The organism is Brumimicrobium mesophilum (assembly GCF_003025005.1).
Lineage (GTDB): Bacteria > Bacteroidota > Bacteroidia > Flavobacteriales_D > Crocinitomicaceae > Brumimicrobium > Brumimicrobium mesophilum.
The window spans coordinates 102,413-122,366 of record NZ_PVSS01000012.1 but is presented as its reverse complement, the minus strand read 5'-3'; the positions used below and the strand labels follow the sequence as shown (position 1 = coordinate 122,366).

General features: G+C 34.5%; 19 protein-coding genes and 1 pseudogene. 8 read left to right on the top strand and 12 right to left on the bottom strand.

The features are described 5' to 3' along the window. Window positions 1-3: 3 nt before the first annotated feature. From C6368_RS13110 to C6368_RS13100, 3 genes are read left to right on the top strand one after another with little or no spacing between them, the layout of a single operon-like run. Entirely contained in the window at window positions 4-1,710 is a 1,707-nt protein-coding gene (locus C6368_RS13110; RefSeq protein WP_107039671.1) for a peptidase domain-containing ABC transporter, read from the top strand. Between the two features lies 1 nt (window position 1,711). Then, on the top strand, window positions 1,712-3,064 hold the full coding sequence (locus C6368_RS13105; RefSeq protein ID WP_107039670.1) for an HlyD family secretion protein: 1,353 nt from the start codon (window positions 1,712-1,714) through the stop codon (window positions 3,062-3,064). Further along, window positions 3,064-4,464, top strand: a complete 1,401-nt coding sequence (locus C6368_RS13100) for a TolC family protein (protein WP_107039669.1) — start codon at window positions 3,064-3,066, stop codon at window positions 4,462-4,464. Before C6368_RS13105 ends, C6368_RS13100 begins: the two co-directional genes overlap by 1 nt. A gap of 169 nt (window positions 4,465-4,633) precedes the next feature. On the opposite strand, the gene C6368_RS13095 is transcribed toward C6368_RS13100, so the two are convergent. Next, the gene (locus C6368_RS13095; RefSeq protein ID WP_107039695.1) at window positions 4,634-5,407 is read right to left on the bottom strand and encodes a S1/P1 nuclease; all 774 of its coding nucleotides are present in this window, start codon (window positions 5,405-5,407) and stop codon (window positions 4,634-4,636) included. A gap of 163 nt (window positions 5,408-5,570) precedes the next feature. Between C6368_RS13095 and C6368_RS13090 the strand changes: the two genes are divergently transcribed. From C6368_RS13090 to C6368_RS13075, 4 genes are read left to right on the top strand one after another with little or no spacing between them, the layout of a single operon-like run. Then, on the top strand, window positions 5,571-6,050 hold the full coding sequence (locus tag C6368_RS13090) for a MarR family winged helix-turn-helix transcriptional regulator (protein WP_107039668.1): 480 nt from the start codon (window positions 5,571-5,573) through the stop codon (window positions 6,048-6,050). 3 nt (window positions 6,051-6,053) lie between these two features. After that, on the top strand, window positions 6,054-7,097 hold the full coding sequence (locus C6368_RS13085) for an efflux RND transporter periplasmic adaptor subunit (RefSeq protein ID WP_107039667.1): 1,044 nt from the start codon (window positions 6,054-6,056) through the stop codon (window positions 7,095-7,097). After that, complete coding sequence (locus tag C6368_RS13080) at window positions 7,094-10,183, top strand: efflux RND transporter permease subunit (protein ID WP_107039666.1); 3,090 nt, start codon at window positions 7,094-7,096, stop codon at window positions 10,181-10,183. Before C6368_RS13085 ends, C6368_RS13080 begins: the two co-directional genes overlap by 4 nt. Beyond that, on the top strand, window positions 10,180-11,487 hold the full coding sequence (locus tag C6368_RS13075) for a TolC family protein (protein WP_107039665.1): 1,308 nt from the start codon (window positions 10,180-10,182) through the stop codon (window positions 11,485-11,487). Before C6368_RS13080 ends, C6368_RS13075 begins: the two co-directional genes overlap by 4 nt. 46 nt (window positions 11,488-11,533) lie before the next feature. Here the strand turns inward: C6368_RS13075 and C6368_RS13070 are convergent, their stop codons facing one another. The 4 genes and pseudogenes from C6368_RS13070 to C6368_RS17645 all read right to left on the bottom strand — a co-directional run bounded on the left by C6368_RS13070 (window position 11,534) and on the right by C6368_RS17645 (window position 13,785). Continuing rightward, entirely contained in the window at window positions 11,534-12,829 is a 1,296-nt protein-coding gene (locus C6368_RS13070; RefSeq protein ID WP_107039664.1) for a glycosyltransferase family protein, read from the bottom strand. A 248-nt stretch (window positions 12,830-13,077) separates the two neighbouring features. After that, the gene (locus tag C6368_RS13065) at window positions 13,078-13,374 is read right to left on the bottom strand and encodes a T9SS type A sorting domain-containing protein (protein WP_159038595.1); all 297 of its coding nucleotides are present in this window, start codon (window positions 13,372-13,374) and stop codon (window positions 13,078-13,080) included. A gap of 7 nt (window positions 13,375-13,381) precedes the next feature. Further along, window positions 13,382-13,570, bottom strand: a pseudogene (locus C6368_RS17550) (YHYH protein); the annotation flags it as partial. Further along, window positions 13,498-13,785, bottom strand: a complete 288-nt coding sequence (locus tag C6368_RS17645) for a YHYH protein (protein ID WP_159038594.1) — start codon at window positions 13,783-13,785, stop codon at window positions 13,498-13,500. The gene C6368_RS17645 and the pseudogene C6368_RS17550, both read right to left, overlap by 73 nt. 160 nt (window positions 13,786-13,945) lie before the next feature. On the opposite strand from C6368_RS17645, the gene C6368_RS13050 reads away from it, so the two are divergent. After that, window positions 13,946-14,980, top strand: coding sequence for a LamG-like jellyroll fold domain-containing protein (locus tag C6368_RS13050; protein WP_159038593.1), 1,035 nt, complete (start codon window positions 13,946-13,948; stop codon window positions 14,978-14,980). Window positions 14,981-15,138: 158 nt separating this feature from the next. On the opposite strand, the gene C6368_RS13045 is transcribed toward C6368_RS13050, so the two are convergent. The 7 genes from C6368_RS13045 to C6368_RS13015 form a co-directional block, all read right to left on the bottom strand. Next, on the bottom strand, window positions 15,139-15,333 hold the full coding sequence (locus tag C6368_RS13045; protein WP_107039659.1) for a YHYH protein: 195 nt from the start codon (window positions 15,331-15,333) through the stop codon (window positions 15,139-15,141). A gap of 474 nt (window positions 15,334-15,807) precedes the next feature. After that, window positions 15,808-16,236, bottom strand: a complete 429-nt coding sequence (locus C6368_RS13040; RefSeq protein ID WP_234369139.1) for a DsrE family protein — start codon at window positions 16,234-16,236, stop codon at window positions 15,808-15,810. 7 nt (window positions 16,237-16,243) lie between these two features. Next, on the bottom strand, window positions 16,244-16,663 hold the full coding sequence (locus C6368_RS13035; protein ID WP_107039693.1) for a DoxX family protein: 420 nt from the start codon (window positions 16,661-16,663) through the stop codon (window positions 16,244-16,246). A gap of 91 nt (window positions 16,664-16,754) precedes the next feature. Beyond that, window positions 16,755-18,407 carry a bifunctional metallophosphatase/5'-nucleotidase gene (locus C6368_RS13030; RefSeq protein ID WP_107039658.1) on the bottom strand — a complete coding sequence of 551 codons (1,653 nt, stop codon included), beginning with the start codon at window positions 18,405-18,407 and terminating at the stop codon, window positions 16,755-16,757. 151 nt (window positions 18,408-18,558) lie between these two features. Continuing rightward, entirely contained in the window at window positions 18,559-18,957 is a 399-nt protein-coding gene (locus C6368_RS13025) for a hypothetical protein (RefSeq protein WP_107039657.1), read from the bottom strand. A 121-nt stretch (window positions 18,958-19,078) separates the two neighbouring features. Beyond that, window positions 19,079-19,477 carry an OsmC family protein gene (locus C6368_RS13020; protein ID WP_107039656.1) on the bottom strand — a complete coding sequence of 133 codons (399 nt, stop codon included), beginning with the start codon at window positions 19,475-19,477 and terminating at the stop codon, window positions 19,079-19,081. A 152-nt stretch (window positions 19,478-19,629) separates the two neighbouring features. After that, entirely contained in the window at window positions 19,630-19,953 is a 324-nt protein-coding gene (locus C6368_RS13015) for a hypothetical protein (RefSeq protein WP_107039655.1), read from the bottom strand. Window position 19,954: the final 1 nt, after the last annotated feature.

Below are 19,954 nucleotides of genomic sequence, written 5' to 3'. Positions count from 1 at the left end.
CTAATGGAAGAAAAATTATCCCTATCACAGAGGTTTTGGCAATTAATAAAAATAGATGCCAAAGAGATAAGAAATGTTTATTACTATTCATTCTTTGCTGGACTCACCAGTTTAACATTACCATTAGGTATTCAAGCCATAATTAATCTTATACAAATTGGCCGAATAAATTCAGCTTGGATTGTAATGGTTATTATCGTTGTTTTAGGATTTGCCGTAAAAGGAATACTTCAAATTCTACAGTTAAGAATTACAGAAAATATTCAACAAAGAATTTTTACTAGAGCAGCTTTTGACTTTGCTTATAGAGTTCCTAGGATAAAACTAGAAGCACTTTTTAAAACCTATACACCTGAGTTAGTAAATCGTTTTTTTGATGTGGTAACAATTCAAAAGGGAATGTCAAAACTCTTAACTTCTATTTCAACATCAGGAGTTACAGTGTTTCTAGGGTTAATATTACTCTCTTTATACCATCCATTTTTTATAATATTTAGTTTTTTGTTAATTGTAATTCTCTATTTAATGTTCAAATTAATGGGGAAAAGAGGATTACTTACAAGTTTTGAAGAATCAACGCATAAATATAAGCTTGTACATTGGCTTGAAGAAGTTGGACGAACAAGTATTAGCTTTAGGATGGCTGGAAAAACCGATTATGCGTTAGAGAGATCCAACATTCATGCAGATGACTACCTCGAGGCCCGCGAAAAACATTTTAAAGTATTGGTTTCTCATTACTCTTTATTAGTAATATTCAAGGTCTTAATTGTAGCTGGACTATTAATTATTGGTGGTGTATTAGTTATGGAACAAGAAATGAATATTGGTCAGTTCGTTGCTGCAGAAATAATTATCGTAATGATTATTAACTCTATTGAAAAGTTGATTCGTGACATTGATACGATTTATGATGTACTAACGGGAATAGAAAAGGTTGCTCAAGTAACAGACTTACCTCTGGAGAACAACGAAGGTTTAGACCTTGGACTAAACTTAGCTGAAGGAGGTTTAAATTTGAGCATCAATGATCTTTCATTCATGTACCCCAGCACTGCAATTAAGACATTATCAAATGTAAAACTGAAAGTAAAAAGCAATGAAAGTGTCGCAATCGTTGGTAAAATAAGTTCAGGAAAAAGCACCTTGATGCAAATAATAGCAGGATTTTATGACGTAAAACAAGGGAACATTTCCTATAATGACCTTTCTCTAGGAAGTCTCAATTTAGAAACTTTACGAAATGTAATAGGTACAAATCTAATACAAGAGGACCTGTTTTATGGAACTATTATTGAAAATATAAAAGTAGGAAGATCTGATGCCAGTACACAAAATGTGAGATGGGCCATCGAAAAAGTTGGATTAACAGATTTTATTGGAGAACTTCCAATGGGTTTTAACACCATGATTTTACCCAATGGTCAATCTTTACCTAAAAATGTTGTTCAAAAATTATTAATCGCCAGAAGTATAGTGGACAAACCAAGGCTTCTACTTCTTGAAAATTCATTTGAGCGTGTAACACCTGAAGACAAAAAAACAATTATGGATTTTCTTTTCGACAAGAAGAATAATTGGACGATCATCTTTATTACAAAAGATCCTGAAGTTATGACTATCTGCGACAAAGTTGTTGTGATGGACAAAGGTACGATCAAACAACAAGGGAAATACGACCAAGTTAAACATCTACTAAACGATAATTGATATGATAAATTTATCTAAAGTTTCAATTCATAAAAGGATAAACAGCAAAAATTTTAGTGCGTTAATAACTGTACAAAACCGCACTGGGAATAGAGTTCTTCTTAAAATTCTAACTATTGCTTTACTTATTTTTTTAATTTTCTTATTTGTTCCATGGACACAAAATATCCGAGCAAGAGGAAATGTAACAGCTCTATCTCCTTCATCTCGACCACAAATGTTACATTCTGTTATACCAGGTCGAATTGACGAATGGTTTGTTCAGGAAGGCGACTTTGTGAAAAAAGGAGATACGATTATGAAAATCACTGAAGTTAAACCAGAATATTTTGACCCTCAACTCATTGAACGCACATCAGATCAAGTTGATGCTTCCGAAAAATCAATAGAGGCCTACTCCGACAAGGTGAAAACACTAGAGGAGCAAGTAGGTAGTTTACGTGAAATTGTAAAATTAAAATTACAACAAGCTAAAAACAAACTAAAGCAAACAGAGCTCAAAGTTCAAAGTGATAGTATTAAGTTTGAAGCCTCTAAAATGAATGAAGAAATTGCTAAAGGTCAATTGGATCGATTTCAAACACTTTTGGATGATGGATTAAAGTCAAAGACTGATTTTGAAAATAGAAAATTAACATTCCAGAAGACAGTAGCAGAAAAAATTGGAGCTGAGAATGATTTATTGGCTTCACGAAATGATGTAATCAATGCGAAGATAGAATTGAACTCGATAAGAAATGATTACAACATGAGTATTGCTAAAATTAATTCTGAAAAATTTAGCACTGAATCAAATCAAATGTCCGCCCTTAAAGAAATGAAAGGTTTAGAAAACAAACTGTCTAATTATGAAATTCGACAAGGATTTTATTACGTAACTGCCCCACAGGATGGGTATATTACTCAATCTATTTCTACGGGAATTGGAGAATTAATAAAAGAAAGTGATCAAATTGTGAGTATAATGCCTGCCAATGCTGCTTTGGCTGTCGAAATGTATGTGCAGCCAATTGATATTCCTTTAATTAAAAAAGGACAACATGTTAGAATTCAATTTGATGGATGGCCTGCAATAGTGTTTTCTGGATGGCCAGATAAAAGTTATGGTACTTATGGAGGAACTGTTTATGCCGTTGATAGATTTGCACAACCCAATGGAACTTTTAGAATCTTGGTTCAACCAGAAGAATCTGAGAATGAATGGCCAAGTGTATTAAGTGTTGGTGGTGGTGTGAGTAGCATGCTCTTGCTTTCTGATGTTCCAGTTTGGTATGAGATGTGGCGTCAATTTAATGGTTTCCCTCCAGATTACTATTCCAATGGGAAAACCCTGTCTAAAGAAAAATCAGAATAATGAAAAAATTTATTTCAATTATTGTATTAATTATTTTAGGATCAAGCGCATCTTTGTCTCAGGACACCACTCAGGTCCTGGGTTTGAGCGACTTTCTAAAAATCGTAAGAGATTTTCACCCTTTGGGAAAACAAGCGAACTTAAGAATTGAATACGGAACTGAAAATCTAAAATCTTCAAAAGGAGCTTTCGACCCTTATCTATATGGTGATATTTATCAAAAGTATTTTGATGACAAGCAGTATTATGATTTATTGAATGCAGGCATGAAAATTCCAACATGGTTTGGTATTGAAATAGATGCTGGGTATGAACAATCTGATGGAAATTACGTAAATCCGCAACGAGGAACTCCTGCAAACGGCCTAGTTTATGCCGGAATTTCAATTCCAATTGGACAAGATTTATTTATGGATCAAAGAAGAGCCGATTTAAGGAAAGCACAAGTATATCAGGAAATCACACAAGCAGAACAACAAATATTGATTAACAATTTATTTAAAGATGCCATCTCTGCATATTGGGATTGGGTTAGCGCATCAAGGAAATTGTCAATTTATCAAGAAGGTCAAATTTTAGCTTTAACCCGCTACAGGGCATTAACGAGATCGGCGATTGTAGGTGAAAGTCCTGCCATTGATACTTTGGAGGCCTATATCCAGTATCAAAATAGAACCATAAATTTACAAGATGCTATTTTAGATTATCGCAATGCCAATGCACAATTGGAAATTTATCTCTGGAATCAGGATGGAATACCTTTGGAATTATCGGCAAACATTTCACCACCAAGGACGAATGATTTCGAATCATCAATGGATGTTGGAGCAATGAGAATTCGACTCGATTCTTTACTAAAAAATCATCCTAAAATGGCCAAGAATCAATTGTATCTCGAACAACTTAATATTCAACGAAAATTAGATTTAGAACGTTTAAAGCCGAAATTAGATTTAAAGTATAATGCATTAAACGAACCGCTAAATGGTGATCTCATTCAAGGATATTCGATAAACAATTACAATTGGGGCTTAACCTTTAAGATGCCAATATTCTTGAGAAAGGAAAGAGGTCAACTTCAAAAAACCAATATTGACATTATGGAGCAGCAATATAATTTAGATCAAATGGAAAGATCGATAAATTTAAATGTGACAGCAGCAATGAATACTTGGGAAACAACACAGCAACAACTTTTAGGTTATTCAGATATTGTAACGAGCACAAATCGATTATTGCAAGCCGAACAACAAAAATTTAACGCTGGCGAAAGCTCATTATTTCTTGTAAACTCTAGAGAATGGAGCTACATCAGTACACAAGTTAAATTCGTTGATTTATTGATAAAGTCTCAGAAGGCATTCATGAAAATCGAATACGAATTGGGGAGGTTGAATTGACGGTAAGATAAAAATTCAGGGATTCAGGGATATAAAAAATTTAGGAGGAAAACCAATTTCAAAAATCAATATTTCTGAGATAGAAATTTCGTTACCTAGCCGCATTATGCTTAGCAAAATCAAGGCTTTCCGAAACTAAAATCATTGCCCAACGAATTGCCAATTAAAATCATCCATAGATTTCGTTGAGGATTCCAGCCAACCTCACTCCACCTTTTAAAAGTTGGAGTTTCATTGTATCCCAATGAGTGTACTGATATTTATATTCCCATCCGTAATCGTCTCCGTACTCATATATTCCATTGCGAAATTCCATGCATTGGTGTGCCCAATCTTCAACACTATCCGACTGCCATGACACTAATTCTTCGTGCATTGGATGATTGATTATTTTCGTCAATTCAGTATAACTGTACAATTTCCCATCTATCATTTCACTGTCCCAAACCCTATGTAAATTTGAACTTTCGCCAAACCAAGTTACTTTTGCTTGGTTCCCACCCCTATCTTCACCATTTCCCACATGCAAAGGTTGATGAATGTCTCCAATTAAATGTACGAGCATCATCAAATATTCTTTTTCCAATTGAGGATTTAATTCTCCTTTTTTTAACTCTTCTACGATGAAGTTAATTCCGTAAATCACATCTCCTTTTGGATTTACATTGGTTTCGTTGTACTTCATTCCATCAGGAATCGTTGTATAATGCCAAGGTTTTAAAGAATCATATTTTGAATCTGATTTAATATCATCCATCCAAGTACTCACTTCCGCCAAAGTTTGGTGACCTAGAATATTTTGAATCTTATTCTTTGTGGATTCATGTAAGTGTAAACTTGCTATTTCACCAATTACGCGGTGCCCCAACAATCCCCAGGCTCTCCCTTCAATGGAAACTGAAAGACATAGAATAATTAAAATGAAAGTGAATATCTGCTTCATTGTGATTTTTTTTTCAAAGTTAGAAGAAAAATTTAAGTGGTTTTCAACCAACAAAATCATTACTCCACCTTTTAACACTTTATTTAGAACTTATCTAAACAATATCTCAAAAAACTCGTTAATTAGTTAACTTTGTAAACTTTCTAAAGAATAACAAAATTTAATGTCAGAAACAAAACAACAAATAACTCCTTTGGGCAAATTATTTGCGATTTTAACGAAGCAATACCTGAGTATTTTGGGTGCTAAATTGAACGATTTACCTATTGATAGATATTTCTATGCTTTTTGGTTAATTGCTGACAATGACGGAGATATAACATCAAAAAGACTTTCCGAACTATTGCAAACTGATAAAGTGCTAGTTGTGAGGATTTTGAAATATCTTTCCGACAAGAATTTCATTGAAAGAATAAAACACCCCAATGATAAACGATCATTTTTACTTCACGTCACGGCTATTGGAAAAAAATATGTTCCTGTGATAGAGCATGCATTGATTGAAACTGATCAACAATTTATTGATGCCATTGACTCAGAAAACAAAGCACTTGTTTTATCAGGAATTACAAATCTCGTGAATAAAGTTGGTCCAATTGAAGGTGACAGAATTGTTTTAGATTACAAAAGATTAAATAAATAGAAAATGAAAATAAAAACGCTCCTTTTTTCAATCCCATTGCTGATTCTCATTTCTTGCGGAGAAGAACCTGGTTTAAAAAACGCAACTGGAGAAATCGACTATACCAATGTAGATTATTATGTTGCAAAAGTTCAGCCTTTTGAGGAAATCATTACAATTCCAGGAAAAACAATGCCTTTCGAACAAGTCATGATATACAGTGAAGTGAGCGGTAGAGTTAAAAAAATTCATTTTGAAGAAGGAAACTTGATCAAAAAAGGTCAATTATTAGTGACAGTTGATACAGACATTCTTCAAGCTGAAAGAAGTAAATTAAATGTTGATTTAGCATTAGCTAAAAAGGATCAATCTCGAAAAAAATCACTTTTTGAAAGCGAGGCAGGAACAGAAGAGGCATTTGAACAGGCGGAATCTTCTGTAAACTCTTTAAAAGCACAAATTCAATCATTGGACGTTCAAATTGCAAAAGGAAGAATAACGGCTCCATTTGAGGGAACAGTTGGATTAAGAGAAATTAGTGAAGGTGCTTTTATAACCTCAAGTGATTTAATCACTGTCTTAGCTCAGAACAATCAACTTAAAGTTGATTTCTCGATCGCACAACGCTATGCTCATAAAGTAAAAAATGGGCAAAAAGTCTCCTTGCGTCCTCCTTCCGATTCGATAAGCTCTACACCAGTTCAAGCAACTGTTTATGCCATTAGTCCCATAATTAATCAAAACACCCAAATGTTGAATGTTCGAGCTAAAGTGGAAAGCAGTGAAAACATTGTAGCTGGAGGATTTGTTAATGTTGATTTTAATTTAGGAGAATCTCCAAACAGTATCACCGTTCCAACATCAGCTATCGTTTCTGTAATTGATGGTCAAATTGTGTGGGTTTTTGAAAATGGAAAAGCTGCACAGCGAAAAGTAAATATTGGAAACCGATCGAATAAAAATGTTCAGATTTTTGGAGAGGTAGAGCCAAATGATTCTATAGTTCTTACGGGGTTATTGGGAATGAGAGTTGGTGCAGACATAAAAGCGAAAAACGAAATTAAATGAGTATTTCATCATTAAGCATAAACAGACCTGTTCTGGCAATGGTTTTATCCATTGTAATTGTCATTTTCGGAGCAATAGGATTTTATTCCTTGGGAGTACGAGAATTCCCATCCGTAGATCCTCCAATTATAACTGTTACCACCAATTATCCTGGTGCAAACGCTGATATCATTGAATCTCAGATCACAGAACCAATTGAGGAAGCAGTTAATCAGGTGCAAGGAATTAGAACCATGACTTCTGTGAGTAGTGATGGTCGTAGTACAATTACGGTGGAATTTAACCTCGATTTAGATTTGGACAACGCAGCGAATGACATTCGTGATAAGGTGTCTGGAGCTATTCGAAATTTACCCGATGATGCAGATCCTCCTATTGTTGCGAAATCTGATGCTGATGCGGAAACTATATTCTCAATGACAGTTCAGTCAGACAATAGAAGTTTATTAGAATTAACAGATATCGGAATAAATTTATTCAAGGAGCGTTTACAAACTATTTCTGGAATCAGTAGAATTTACCTTTGGGGAGAAAAGAAATTCTCTATGAAGCTTATGTTGGAGCCCAACAAAATGACGGCGAAAAACATTACAGCAACAGAAGTTAGAGCAGCCTTATTGCGTGAAAACATTGAGCTCCCCTCAGGAAGAATTGAAGGAGATAATGTGGAATTGACAATCCGTACATTTGGTCGACTAACAACTGAGACGGACTTTAACGACCTTATTATAAGAGAGGAAAATGGTGAAATTATTCGAATGAAGGATATCGGTACTGCCGAGTTAAGACCCGAAAACGAAAGAACTATTTTAAGAGGAAATGGTGGTGTTCCAATGATCGGAATTGCTATCCAACCTCAACCAGGAGCAAATTACATTGAAATTGTAGATAAAATCTATGAAAAAATCAATGAGATTAGTGCTGATTTACCTGAGGACATTCAACTGGGTGTTGCTTTAGACACCACTGAAAACATTCGAAAATCCATTGACGAAGTAAAAGAAACGGTAATCATCTCTTTCCTATTGGTTGTATTGGTTGTTTTCCTGTTCTTAAGAAACTGGAGAACTACTTTGGTTCCAATTATCGCTATTCCAATTTCATTAGTGGGTACATTCTTCATTATGTACTTGAGTGGATTCTCAATTAATATTTTAACACTATTGGCAATTGTTTTAACCACTGGACTCGTGGTAGATGACGCCATTGTAGTCATGGAGAATATTTACACAAAGATTGAACGGGGAATGAAGCCTAAACAAGCCGCTATTGAAGGTTCAAATGAAATAATATTCGCAATTTTAGCTACTACAATTACCTTAACAGCGGTATTTATGCCTGTTATTTTCTTGGAAGGATTAACAGGAAGGTTATTTAGGGAGTTTGGTGTTGTTGTAGCCGGTTCAGTCATCATTTCATCATTTGTGTCTTTAACATTAACACCAATGATGTCTTCAAGGATGTTGAAAAAAACAGAAAATAAGAGTAAGATTTTCTTAAAATCTGAGAGGTTCTTTAATGGATTAACTAGAGGATACAAACGTTCTTTGATGGCTTTTATGAAAAAACCATGGCAAGCCTTTATTTATATGGCAATTATTGTTGGTTCTATTTTCTTCTTTGGTAGTCAATTGCAATCTGAACTTGCGCCTATGGAAGACAAAGGAAGGCTAAGAATTATGAGTTCTGCACCTGAAGGAACTTCCTTTGAAACCATGGATGAATTTCAGCAAGAAATAATCGCGTATGTGGATACGATGAAAGAAAGAAAAAACTTGCTTTCAGTTACAGCACCAGGGTTTGGATCATCAATTTCTACCAATACAGGTTTTGTAAGAATGAATCTTGTTCCTAAAGGCGAAAGAGATAAAAGCCAAGCTGAATTAGCAAATGAAATTACAGCAAAGTTGTCAGAATTTAATTTTGCTAGAACTTTTGTGGTTCAAGAACAAACTATTGGTGGAGGAAGAAGTTCGGGCCTTCCAGTTGAATATGTTTTACAAGCTCCTACTTTGGAGAAGTTAGAGGAAATAATTCCTGACTTTATGGACAGAGCGCGACAAAGTCCAATATTCCAAGTTGTAGATGTAAATTTAAAATTCAACAAACCTGAACTACAAGTTACAATTGATCGTGATAAAGCGAGCACTCTAGGTGTTTCAGTTTTAGATATCGCACAAACAATGCAATTGTATTTCTCTGGTCAGCGCTACGGATATTTCATAAAAGAAGGAAAACAATATCAAGTTATTGGTCAGGCAATGAAAGAGTTCAGAAATGAACCGAGTGATTTACAAGAAATTAATGTGAGAAGTAAAAACGGAGAATTAATTCCGCTGAGTAACTTAGTAAATATTAAAGATGAATCAAGTCCGCCACAACTTTTCCGTTACAACAGATATGTTTCTGCTACAATTTCTGCGGCACCTGTCCCAGGCAAAACCATTGGAGATGGAATTGCAGAAATGGATAAAATTGCGGATGAATTGTTGGATGCTTCATTCACCACCTCACTTTCTGGAACATCTAAAGAATTTACTGAAAGTGGAGGAAGTTTAATTTTCGCATTTGGATTAGCTCTGATACTAGTTTACTTAGTATTATCGGCTCAATTCGAAAGCTTTAGAGATCCGTTTACGATAATGTTAACGGTTCCATTGGCACTCGCTGGAGCAATTCTTACCCTTTGGCTGTTCGGACAAACATTGAACATCTTTAGTCAAATTGGGATAATAGTTTTGGTTGGTTTAGTGACCAAAAATGGAATTTTGATTGTAGAATTTGCGAACCAAAGGAAAGATGCAGGTCTATCATTAAAATCTGCTATCATCGATGCATCAGCAGAACGATTTAGACCAATTTTGATGACTTCTTTAGCAACAATTCTGGGAGCACTTCCAATTGCTTTAGCTTTGGGTGATGCCGCAACAAGTAGAGTTCCGATGGGATTAGCCATAATCGGAGGATTAACATTCTCATTGGTTCTGACCTTATACATTATTCCGGGATTGTATATTTACATTTCTTCGAAACCAAAAAAATCATCAGAAGCTGAAGCTACTGAAAATAAAGCATTAGAATCATGAAAATATTAATTATAGCTGGTTTATTTTTTTTGAGTTCCTTTTCGATAGCACAAGAAAAGCTAGGTCTAGAACAAGTCGTGAATCGTGTTTTATCGCAAAATTTTGGAATTCAAATTGCGAAAGTAGATGTTGAAATCGCCAAGAATGAAAACAATATTGGAGCAGCAGGATACCTTCCCACTATAGATGCTGACGCGACGCAAGATTTAACAGTAAATACAGCCAGACAAGAATTCATCAGTGGAGATGTAAACGAAGCAACGAATGCCAACAACAGAGCTTTTAACGCTGGAATAATGTTAAACTGGACATTCTTTGATGGTTTTAAAATGTTTGCAACTGACAAAAAGTTGGATGAATTGGAACGTTTTAGCGAATTGAATCTGCGCGCTCAAATGGAAATGAAAATTTATGAGGCGGTAGTTAATTACTATACGTTATTGTCTTTACAAGAAATGGAGGAAGTGTATACAAGCGCCATTGAATTGTCTAAAATGCGTAAGAATTATACTGAGAACCGTTTCAATAGCGGAGCAGCAAATAGAATTCAATTGATGCAAGCAGAATTAGATTTAACCGCTGATAGCGCGGCATACATTGCCAATAAACAATCTCAAGCTCAAGTAAAAGCAGATTTAATTAAGATTCTTCAACTAGATGTTACACAAGAAATAATTGTTGAAGGAAATTTAGGTACAAGAGAAGAAACGCAAGAATGGGATGCAATAGCAACCCAATTCATGGCGCAAAACACTTCAATTATGCAAGCTAAAGCGAACATTGCTATTTCAGAATTATCAACTAAAGAAGCGAAAAGTAAATTTTATCCTCAACTAAGTTTTTATGCAGCATACAATTTTGGAAATTCAGTAAATGAAGTAGGTTTCTTGGCCTCAAACAGAAGTTACGGACCTAGTGTGGGAATCACTGCATCTTGGAGCATTTTGAACCAACTTTCTAGCGTTACGGAATTGAGAAATAGCAGATTGAATGTTGAACGTTCAGAACTTGCTTATCAAAATGATTCGATTAATGCATTAGCCGATTTAAGGAACTACTATCAAATGATACAATTTGCTGAAGAGAAATTATCATTCGAAGAACGTAATATTTCACAAACACAATCGATTATTGAAATTTCAGAAACAGCGCTTAAAGCCGGAAGTATTACACCTTTAGAACTAAGGGAAATTCAATACAGCGCCATTCAAGCCGAAGGAAGGTTGTTGCAATCTCAAATTGAGTATCAAACAGCAAGATTGAATATTTCTTTGTTGAGTGGTGGATTTCAGAAGTTGTTTTAAGTGATAGAGTTTGAACTACGAGATAAAATCTCGCGGCAACACAAGTTTACTCAAGCAATTGAGCTACTTGAGCTGCTTTATAGTCCCAAGACATTTTTTTAAGTTCTTCATAATTGGTTTCAAAGTGAACATTGTTCTGATATTCCATTAACGCTTCTTTCAAGTATTCGTAAAGAACTTCCTTTTCTGAACGTTCGAATGCTGCACCAGCTTCACATTGGATGATTGCCTTTGCACTGTCACCTTTACCTATGCTTATGATTCTTCTTCCAGAGGCCAAGTATTCAAATGTTTTCCCTGGAATAGTTCCTTCAATCCCTGGAGTAATCAACAAAAGCAAACGAGATTTAAGCATGGCGTGAACAGCTAGCTCATGCGGAACAGGATCGTGAAAAGAAGCTTTATCTCCAAGGTAATCTGTGATTAACTCTTGTAACCTTTCAGAAACAACCCCTGTTGCTTTAAATCTTATCGGCGCATTTGGAAAATCTTTTGCCAATTGACCTAATGCTTCGAAAAAGATATCCGGAGCGTATTTATCTGAAACTGTACCAATATAGGAAGCTAAGAAAACATCTTTATCTGGATGAACCTCATCTTTCATTTTAAAATCATCGGGATCAAAAGCATTCGAGACAATTTCAAACTTAGCTGGAGTAACTTTTTTAGTTTTTGACAAGAAAGAGGCTTTAAAACCTTCCCCTACTGTAATAATTCGGTCTGATTCTTCAATAACTTGACGTTCTAATTTTAAATTGATGTTGTGAGAAAATTTTGAATGTTGTAATAAAGGATAATAGTAAATATCCGTCCAAGGATCCCTAAAATCAACAATCCATTTAATTTTATCTTTTAATTTCCTTTTGAGTTTAAGCCCAATTAACTGAGTAGAATGTGGTGGAGAAGTGGTAATTACATTCTGAATATTTTCAGTCTTTATAATCTCCAAGGCATTTTTATAAGCATAATTTTTCCAACCAACGCGAGGATCAGGAATAAAAATATTACTTCTAATCCCACTTACCAATTTTTGTTTCCAGTGTTGTTCATCAACATTCGAATAACCTGCAGTAGGGACGTTCTTTTTCCCTACCAATCTACTATAAATATTTATGGGTTCGAAAGAACTTGTTAAATGAACATTCACATTCGGATGAATATCGTTTTTTAAACTTTCATCCACATGAAAATAGCTTGCTTTTTCTGGGGCAACAGATAAAACATGTACTTCATGACCTAACTTCGCTAGGTATTTTGTGAGTTTCAACCAACGTTGCACTCCTGCCCCACCACTCGGAGGCCAATAATATGCAATAACGAGAACTTTCTTTTTCGAATTCATTGATTTGAATAAACTAGAGGCTCAAAAATAAGAAATGAATTGTCATTTATCAATTGATATCAGTATTCTTTCACATGGGGTAAATTTCTTTTAGAATGCAGAACAAAAGAAGTCAAAAAGAGGATTTAAAGAATGGAAAAACACTCGGTTTCAAAAACCAGTTATTCTATAAAATACCAAAGTTCCCCAAAATGAATTGCGGAGCTCTGTTTAATAAAAAAACAACTTTGATTCGTCAATAAACTAATTTATCTTGCGATAATTACTTTATGGAGTTTAGAAGAATTTCCTGATGAAATATTCACAAAGTAAATACCCGAATAAGGTGCTTGTATATCAAAATATAAAATCATAGATTCTGGTTTTATCACTTTCGACTGTGCAAGCTTTCCTTTGGCATCAAAAAGTTCAATAATAATACTCAAGTCTACTAAGTCATTCACCTGAATCGCGGTTAAATCACTCTCTGGATTTGGAAAAATGTTTACAGATAGCTTTTCAATATCTATGTTTTGAACACTCAAAGAACCATCAAATATTGTCATGGGTTCGTTAACATAGTTTACTTTTCTTAGAGCTGACACTCCGTAAAAAAGTTGGTCGAACAACATAAGGGTATGCCGAATTCCAATCTTCATCTACTTTTGCAAAATAAGCATAAGTTCCGTTTAGATATTCTGGTGTGCTAAAAAAGCGACCCTTGTGTTCGTCCAAATAATCAGTTTGATTATGAGAAACGTATTTATAATCTTCTTAATATAGCCTTCAACATAAGTTGAATTATTTGGCCGACCAATAACTCTTGATGAAGGCCGGTTTAAATCGTAACTAGATTTCATTCGTAAAATTGGACCTTTTCCCTCTGTATTTCCAAATGCAAAAGCTCCATAAATCGGAAAACAATCATAGGCAAAACCAATTAAAGGAGAATGTTCTGCCCTATAAATGGCATACAATGCGTCGGCGTCATAAAAATTACAACAGATTGAAACTACATCAAGATTTAATTTATGTACTGCGTTGAAATTTGAAAATTTAACGTTAATTTTGATGTAATCAATTTATTGGCTATTTCCAATATTAGAAATAAATACTAATTATTTAAACATGAAACTAATGAGAAATCTTCTACTATCAGCGCTTGCTTTTGCTTTAACAATTCAAAGCACTTCAGCGCAAAATATTAATAACGCACTTAATTTCGAAAATGAAAGTTATATAAACATCAATTCCATATCGAGTAGTGTTCAAAACTTAAATGCTTTTACAATTGAATTTTGGGTAAATTTCAGTGCACAGGATAACACCGACTACAATTGTTTTTATGGAGTAAACCCGGGTGATTATACCAATCGATTTAATTTTAGGTTTGCAGGTCCTCAGGATAATATCTCTGATGCTGCAGTAGTTTTCATTGAAGACCAAAATGGAAATCAAAATTGGATTATAGGTAACACCACAATAGGAAATAACAGATGCCATCATTTAGCCTTCACTTTTCAAAATTCAGCTTGTTCATTATATGTTGACGGTCAACTGGATGCCACTGGAACACATAATTTCGCTTTCAAACCTGAAGATTTACATTCTTTAGGTCAAGAATTTGATCCAGCCACAAATCCTGTTTCTCAATTATACAACGGAGAAATGGATGATTTTAGAATTTGGAATTACGCAAAAACTCAGAATCAGATTATTAATGGAAAGAACATGGAACTAGCAGGAACAGAACAAGGATTGTTAGTTTATTTTGATTTTAACCAAGGGAACCCAAATGGGAATAATACAAATATTTCTACATTAGTAAACAAAGCAAACGCTTCTCAATCTGGCAGTTTTAACAGTTTTTCTTTGAACGGTAACAGTTCAAACTTCGTAAGTGGTGAGTGCAACAACTTGCATGTAGGGATTGAAAAAGAGGAAGATTTAAAGAGTTTGAATATTGGTCCTAACCCCACAACTGGTAAAATTAATATTTCGAATCCTGAAACAATTTCAGCAATTACGGTAAGAGACAATCTAGGAAAAATAGTTCTAAATGCAAAAGTAAATTCTTTAATAGATATTAGTCATCTTTCACAAGGGATATATTTCTTCGAGATTACAGGAAAGAAAGGAGAATTTAAGAATATTAAAGTATTGAAAAAATAATAAAATCTAGGGAAAACAATTCTTTAGACATAACAAAAAGCTTCGCAATAATTATTACGAAGCTTTTTGGTTTAGAAAGAAATAAGATTAAGCTATTAAACCATATGATTTATTTTAATGTTAAGCTATATTGACATATTTTAATGACATCAAAAAGCTCAATCGTATAATTCTTGGATTGTAGTTGGTTTGTCTAAGGACCTTACTATTCTATTAGTTGCCACTCTATAAAAAGTTGGTTCAAAAACATAAGGATATACAGAATTCCAATATTCATCAACAGTAGCAAAATATGCATACGCTCCATTCGGATATTCTGGAGTAATATAAAAACGACCATTGTGTTCATCCAATTAATCAGATTGAGTATCATAAATAAAGCGGTACCTCTTTAAATTAGCTTTCAAAATAAGTTGAACAAAAAGCAGGGGTTAGTACTGCTATAATCATTTGATTAATTCCATTCATTTAGAATATTCTTTCAGCCCAATTATCTTGAATTAATTAATAAAAGACAATTTTTTTAGGACGCTCATAATAATTTTTGACTAATTCAAGTGTGAAAATCCCTTCGTATGAAAAGTAGCTTACATCTATAAATAGTCAAAAACTAAATTTATTAAAACTAATCTTTTCGGCTGAAAGTAGCACTGGTGTCCTTTTTTATGAAAAAGATTTAACGCGATAGACAACTGAAAGGGAACCTGACCTATACTTTTATTTATGCTTCCTTGAGTTAGAATTCAACAAGTTCATCCATCCTTCTTTCGACAAAATAAAAAAAGTATAGGTCAGCACGATAAAAACTCTTGTTCCAGTTGAAAATTTTATAGTTCCATTCCGAAGAATCCCATTTTTTTCAATTTTAAGCTGTAAGCTATTCCATTGTCAACAATTTCTATTTCTTTTGGTAGGTCTTTAGGGTTTACTCCAAATTTTTTCAAGGAAAATCCACATGCGATGAGTTGAACGCCTTCTTTTTCTAACATTTCTAGATAAGGTTTCATCAATTCTTTATCTGTAAGTTGACCAATTTCTTTACCACAAAAAACAACATGAAATTCGCCATATTTTTTCCCGTCTTCAGCTTTCATTTCTTGAGCTGCTAAAGTGATTGGTTTTAATTGAGGCACTTTCTTCGTTAATACTATATAGTTTTTCTTTTTGGTATTTATATTGCTTAAATCTTGAGCTGTTGCGCTTTGCATTAAAGTGAATGCGAAAGCAAGTGTGAGTATTGTTATTAAATTTTTCATAATTGTTTTATTTTAAAGTTGATTCCGAGTTTATTCGAAATTGAATGTCATTCATAGCGAAGAACAAAAGTCCGCCAGCGAGTCCTATATTTTTGAATAATGGACCTATGGTTTGCGTTTGTCCCACTTGAATCGTTAATGTGATTGGAATCAAAACCAGGAGGAGAAGAATGGCTGCCCATTTGGTCTTGAATCCTATAAAAAGAGCTATTCCTGCGATAAGCATTAATATTCCAGAAGCGATAACGGCCACTTCCGGCGAACCCAAAAGTTGACCGATCGCTCCAAAATTGGCTTGTTCTATTCGTGAAACGGTTTTCTCCAGATTAAATAAATGGTTTAAGCTCGCCACAATAAAAATGCCTGATAACATCATTCGCAAAATAACTACCGAAGATTTTTTCACTTCGAATGTCGAATTCTTCATACCTATTTCTATTTTATATTTTAATAAATCCTCCTCCTTAATCCCCTCCAAAATGGGGAGGAATAAAATTTCTATTTCTTACGTGAAAAGCTTAATGAAAGTGATATCCAGATTCTGGCATTTGAGACAAAACATTATCTCCCAAATCTACTGCTTGTGCACGGCCATCTCGCACTGGAGAAATTGTACCTTTTTCATTTAGGTATTCTTCGAGCACTTCATGAACAGTATATTCTTTCACTTCAGTTTCCGTTAAATTCGGCATTCTGCATAACATGTGGTCGGGTTCGCCCTCTCTGCGACAAGCAGAAACAGTGTAGACCTTTTTCAAATCTAGTGCTTCCTCCCCTACCTTTATCTCAATTACACGTTCACCTTTTGGCTTGCTTGAATCGAATTTCAATGTCATTCCCGAAAAACGAACTAGCCATCCCCCAAATTTCTCTTTTGGATTCTTCGCAAAAACGTTATGAATTTCTTGCTCCATCCAATCATGAATTTGCTGACCTGTTGCTTTTCCTGTTTTTACATATTCATTTACAGGAAGCATATTCCATAAATATTCGTAGGTAATTTCAGCTTTCCCATCTTTTCCAGGCACTAAGGGCGGACTAAAACGGAATCCGTTAGAAATTGAAATGTCTGCACCTGTTTTCCAGCGAGCTGCATCTGTGATAAAATTATCCATAGGATTTTCGACCACGAAATATCGGTACATCGGTGTTGACGTATATCCCAAAATTCGACTGATATTTTCTTTGTAAGGCGCTGTTTCTTCTTCAATTACTGCAGCAACTTTCTGATCTGGTGCATAAATCTTTGGGTCCACTTCCATCAACTCATAATCTTCATATTCAATTTTTCCATCTTTTACCACCAATTGAAGTTTCCCAACGAATGAAGCGAATGCTCCAGGTTCAGTAACTTTAGAAAACTCTCCTTGCAAAGGTTCACGGATTCTTTCATGGGTGTCGTTTCCTAAGATATAATCGACTTTGCTCAATGTAGGGTCATTCGACAAATCAAATTGTTTTGAAATTCCGATGTGCGTAACCACAAATAAAACATCAACTTTTTTCTCATCTTTAAGTTCATTCACCAAAGTTGCTAAGTTTTTATGCACTTGATCAAAGCGAATTCCTTTACTGAACGAAGGATTCTGACGAACAGGAATATCTGGGTCGTTATATGAAATGAATCCAACTTTCACCCCTTTTACATCCTTAATGAAGTAAGGCGGGAAAATAAACTCTTCCGTTTCGTCGTCATACATGTTCGCTGCAATCACAGGTGTGTCGTAGGCCTTCAAAACATTAATCATTTTCTCTTTTCCATAAACTACCTCCCAATTCCCCGGAATTAAGAAGTCGTAATTCATGGACTTAACAATATTGGAAAATGCTGCTCCTTCAGAAAGTGCTGCCACTGCACCACCTTGAATTAAATCTCCACCATCAAGAATAATTGTTCCTTCAGGGTTTTTATTGCGCTCCATATCAAACAAGGTTTTCATATTGGCCATTCCTCCGAGTCTTCTAAAGGTAATTTCATCGTTTTCCCAGAAAAGTTCATCGTGTACTTCTAATTGACCATGAATGTCGGCTGTTTGCAGGATGGTTATGGTATCACCACTATTGTCCGAAATCTGTTCTGATTTTTTAGTTTCTGATTGATTATTTGTTGAGTTTGATCCACAAGCAGTTAAAAAACTACCTGCAACAAGGATTGAAAATATTTTTTTCATTTGAATAAATTTAAGCGTTGAACCTCATCAATTTTAAAATTGAAAAAGTTTAAAGCTATTGAGCCAAAATTCGGCCCTAATAAATGTATTGAATAATTGAAGGATTGCGTACTTCAGAACGGAACAGAAAGCAGGATGCTATTCTATACAATTACGCCTCTTGCAGGTAGACTTTGAATTGTTGATGTAAAAGATACAAAGGAGTTTTGTCTTTTACTTTTGATGGAGATTGGTAATGATTAAAAGCTAAACCTTGTGCAAATCCCCAATTGACTTGAGAAATAAGGTTTTGATTGTTTCCCAACTCAGGAAGTTCGGGAGTTGTATTTATTTTTTGAATAGGATTGTCTCCAGCAACATCAACTGAAAAAGCTGTACAAAGTTCCTCAAATTGATTTGTGGTTTTACTTTTATTTGTAACTCCAGTTTGGGTTAAATTGAGGGAATCTTGAATAGAGTTTCGCACAGAACAAGGCGAAAAAACAAGTATCAGCCCAAGGGCCAATACCTGAAAATATAGTAAAATTCTATTCTCCTGTTTTTTTATCACAGTTCAAATATAGAAGATGTGTTTCATTCACAACGTGACTTATGTTACACCAACCCTGTTTTTAACGAATTTTACAAGGACCGGAAACGAGGAATGAGCAGTTTAGAAACTTTTCGACATATTAAACCAAAGCTGAATTGATTTGAACTTGTCCTGAGATTAATTTATGAATTGGACATTTATCAGCGATAATCATTAAACGTGCTTTTTGTTTATCATCTAAATCGCCTTCTAGCACAATATCTCTATGAATTGAAGGTAAATCTCCGGTTTTTTCACCTTTGATTAGTTGGATATCTGTATGTACTTCTTTTAAATCCCACTCTTTGCGCTGCGCATACATTTTTAAAGTTGCAGAAGTACATCCAGCCAATGCCGCGATGATTAATTCATCAGGTGACATTCCCTTGTTTTGTCCACCTAGCGATAAAGGTTCATCTACAGTGATGCTATGCCCCGATATTGATTTAATTTCAATTTCGTAATTATCGTTTAAGGTTTTTGATTTTATTGAACTCATAGATGTTTTTTTTATTTGAAATCTATTTTACGGAGAATATGAATTGAATACAAGTCTAAGAATAGAAAAAGGAAGAAAAGAATAGCCAAAGGGAGAAATAGTTCACGTATTTGGACGTTTTGAATTTAAATTATGAAACTTAGATTAAAATATTAAGTTTCGGATAAAACTAAGAAATTTCCATCCCATCGCTGTTCTGGCCCTCTTCCAATTGTAGCTTTTTGTATAAATAAAAAGTTGGCGATGATGAAAACCAAGATTAGAAACAGGTTGACATAAGTGTTTTTGTTTACAATAACCGTAATGTAACCCACCGCTGCTAATAGAGTGTAATATCCTAAATAAGCAATATCACCTAAACCATGTCCAAACGATAGGTGTCCCAGCCACATTAGCAGAACCAAAAGATTTAGAATAGTTACAAGGGTAATGGCAGTGTATTTAGCTGTTTTATTGATCACTTCTCTGTTTTTCACG

Excerpts from the sequence above, each read along its gene's own strand:
- C6368_RS13110 (WP_107039671.1), top strand. The coding sequence starts at position 4 with ATGGAAGAAAAATTATCCCTATCACAGAGGTTTTGGCAATTAATAAAA.
- C6368_RS13105 (WP_107039670.1), top strand. The coding sequence starts at position 1,712 with ATGATAAATTTATCTAAAGTTTCAATTCATAAAAGGATAAACAGCAAA.
- C6368_RS13100 (WP_107039669.1), top strand. The coding sequence starts at position 3,064 with ATGAAAAAATTTATTTCAATTATTGTATTAATTATTTTAGGATCAAGC.
- C6368_RS13095 (WP_107039695.1), bottom strand. The coding sequence starts at position 5,407 with ATGAAGCAGATATTCACTTTCATTTTAATTATTCTATGTCTTTCAGTT.
- C6368_RS13090 (WP_107039668.1), top strand. The coding sequence starts at position 5,571 with ATGTCAGAAACAAAACAACAAATAACTCCTTTGGGCAAATTATTTGCG.
- C6368_RS13085 (WP_107039667.1), top strand. The coding sequence starts at position 6,054 with ATGAAAATAAAAACGCTCCTTTTTTCAATCCCATTGCTGATTCTCATT.
- C6368_RS13080 (WP_107039666.1), top strand. The coding sequence starts at position 7,094 with ATGAGTATTTCATCATTAAGCATAAACAGACCTGTTCTGGCAATGGTT.
- C6368_RS13075 (WP_107039665.1), top strand. The coding sequence starts at position 10,180 with ATGAAAATATTAATTATAGCTGGTTTATTTTTTTTGAGTTCCTTTTCG.
- C6368_RS13070 (WP_107039664.1), bottom strand. The coding sequence starts at position 12,829 with ATGAATTCGAAAAAGAAAGTTCTCGTTATTGCATATTATTGGCCTCCG.
- C6368_RS13065 (WP_159038595.1), bottom strand. The coding sequence starts at position 13,374 with ATGACAATATTTGATGGTTCTTTGAGTGTTCAAAACATAGATATTGAA.
- C6368_RS13050 (WP_159038593.1), top strand. The coding sequence starts at position 13,946 with ATGAGAAATCTTCTACTATCAGCGCTTGCTTTTGCTTTAACAATTCAA.
- C6368_RS13040 (WP_234369139.1), bottom strand. The coding sequence starts at position 16,236 with ATGAAAAATTTAATAACAATACTCACACTTGCTTTCGCATTCACTTTA.
- C6368_RS13035 (WP_107039693.1), bottom strand. The coding sequence starts at position 16,663 with ATGAAGAATTCGACATTCGAAGTGAAAAAATCTTCGGTAGTTATTTTG.
- C6368_RS13030 (WP_107039658.1), bottom strand. The coding sequence starts at position 18,407 with ATGAAAAAAATATTTTCAATCCTTGTTGCAGGTAGTTTTTTAACTGCT.
- C6368_RS13020 (WP_107039656.1), bottom strand. The coding sequence starts at position 19,477 with ATGAGTTCAATAAAATCAAAAACCTTAAACGATAATTACGAAATTGAA.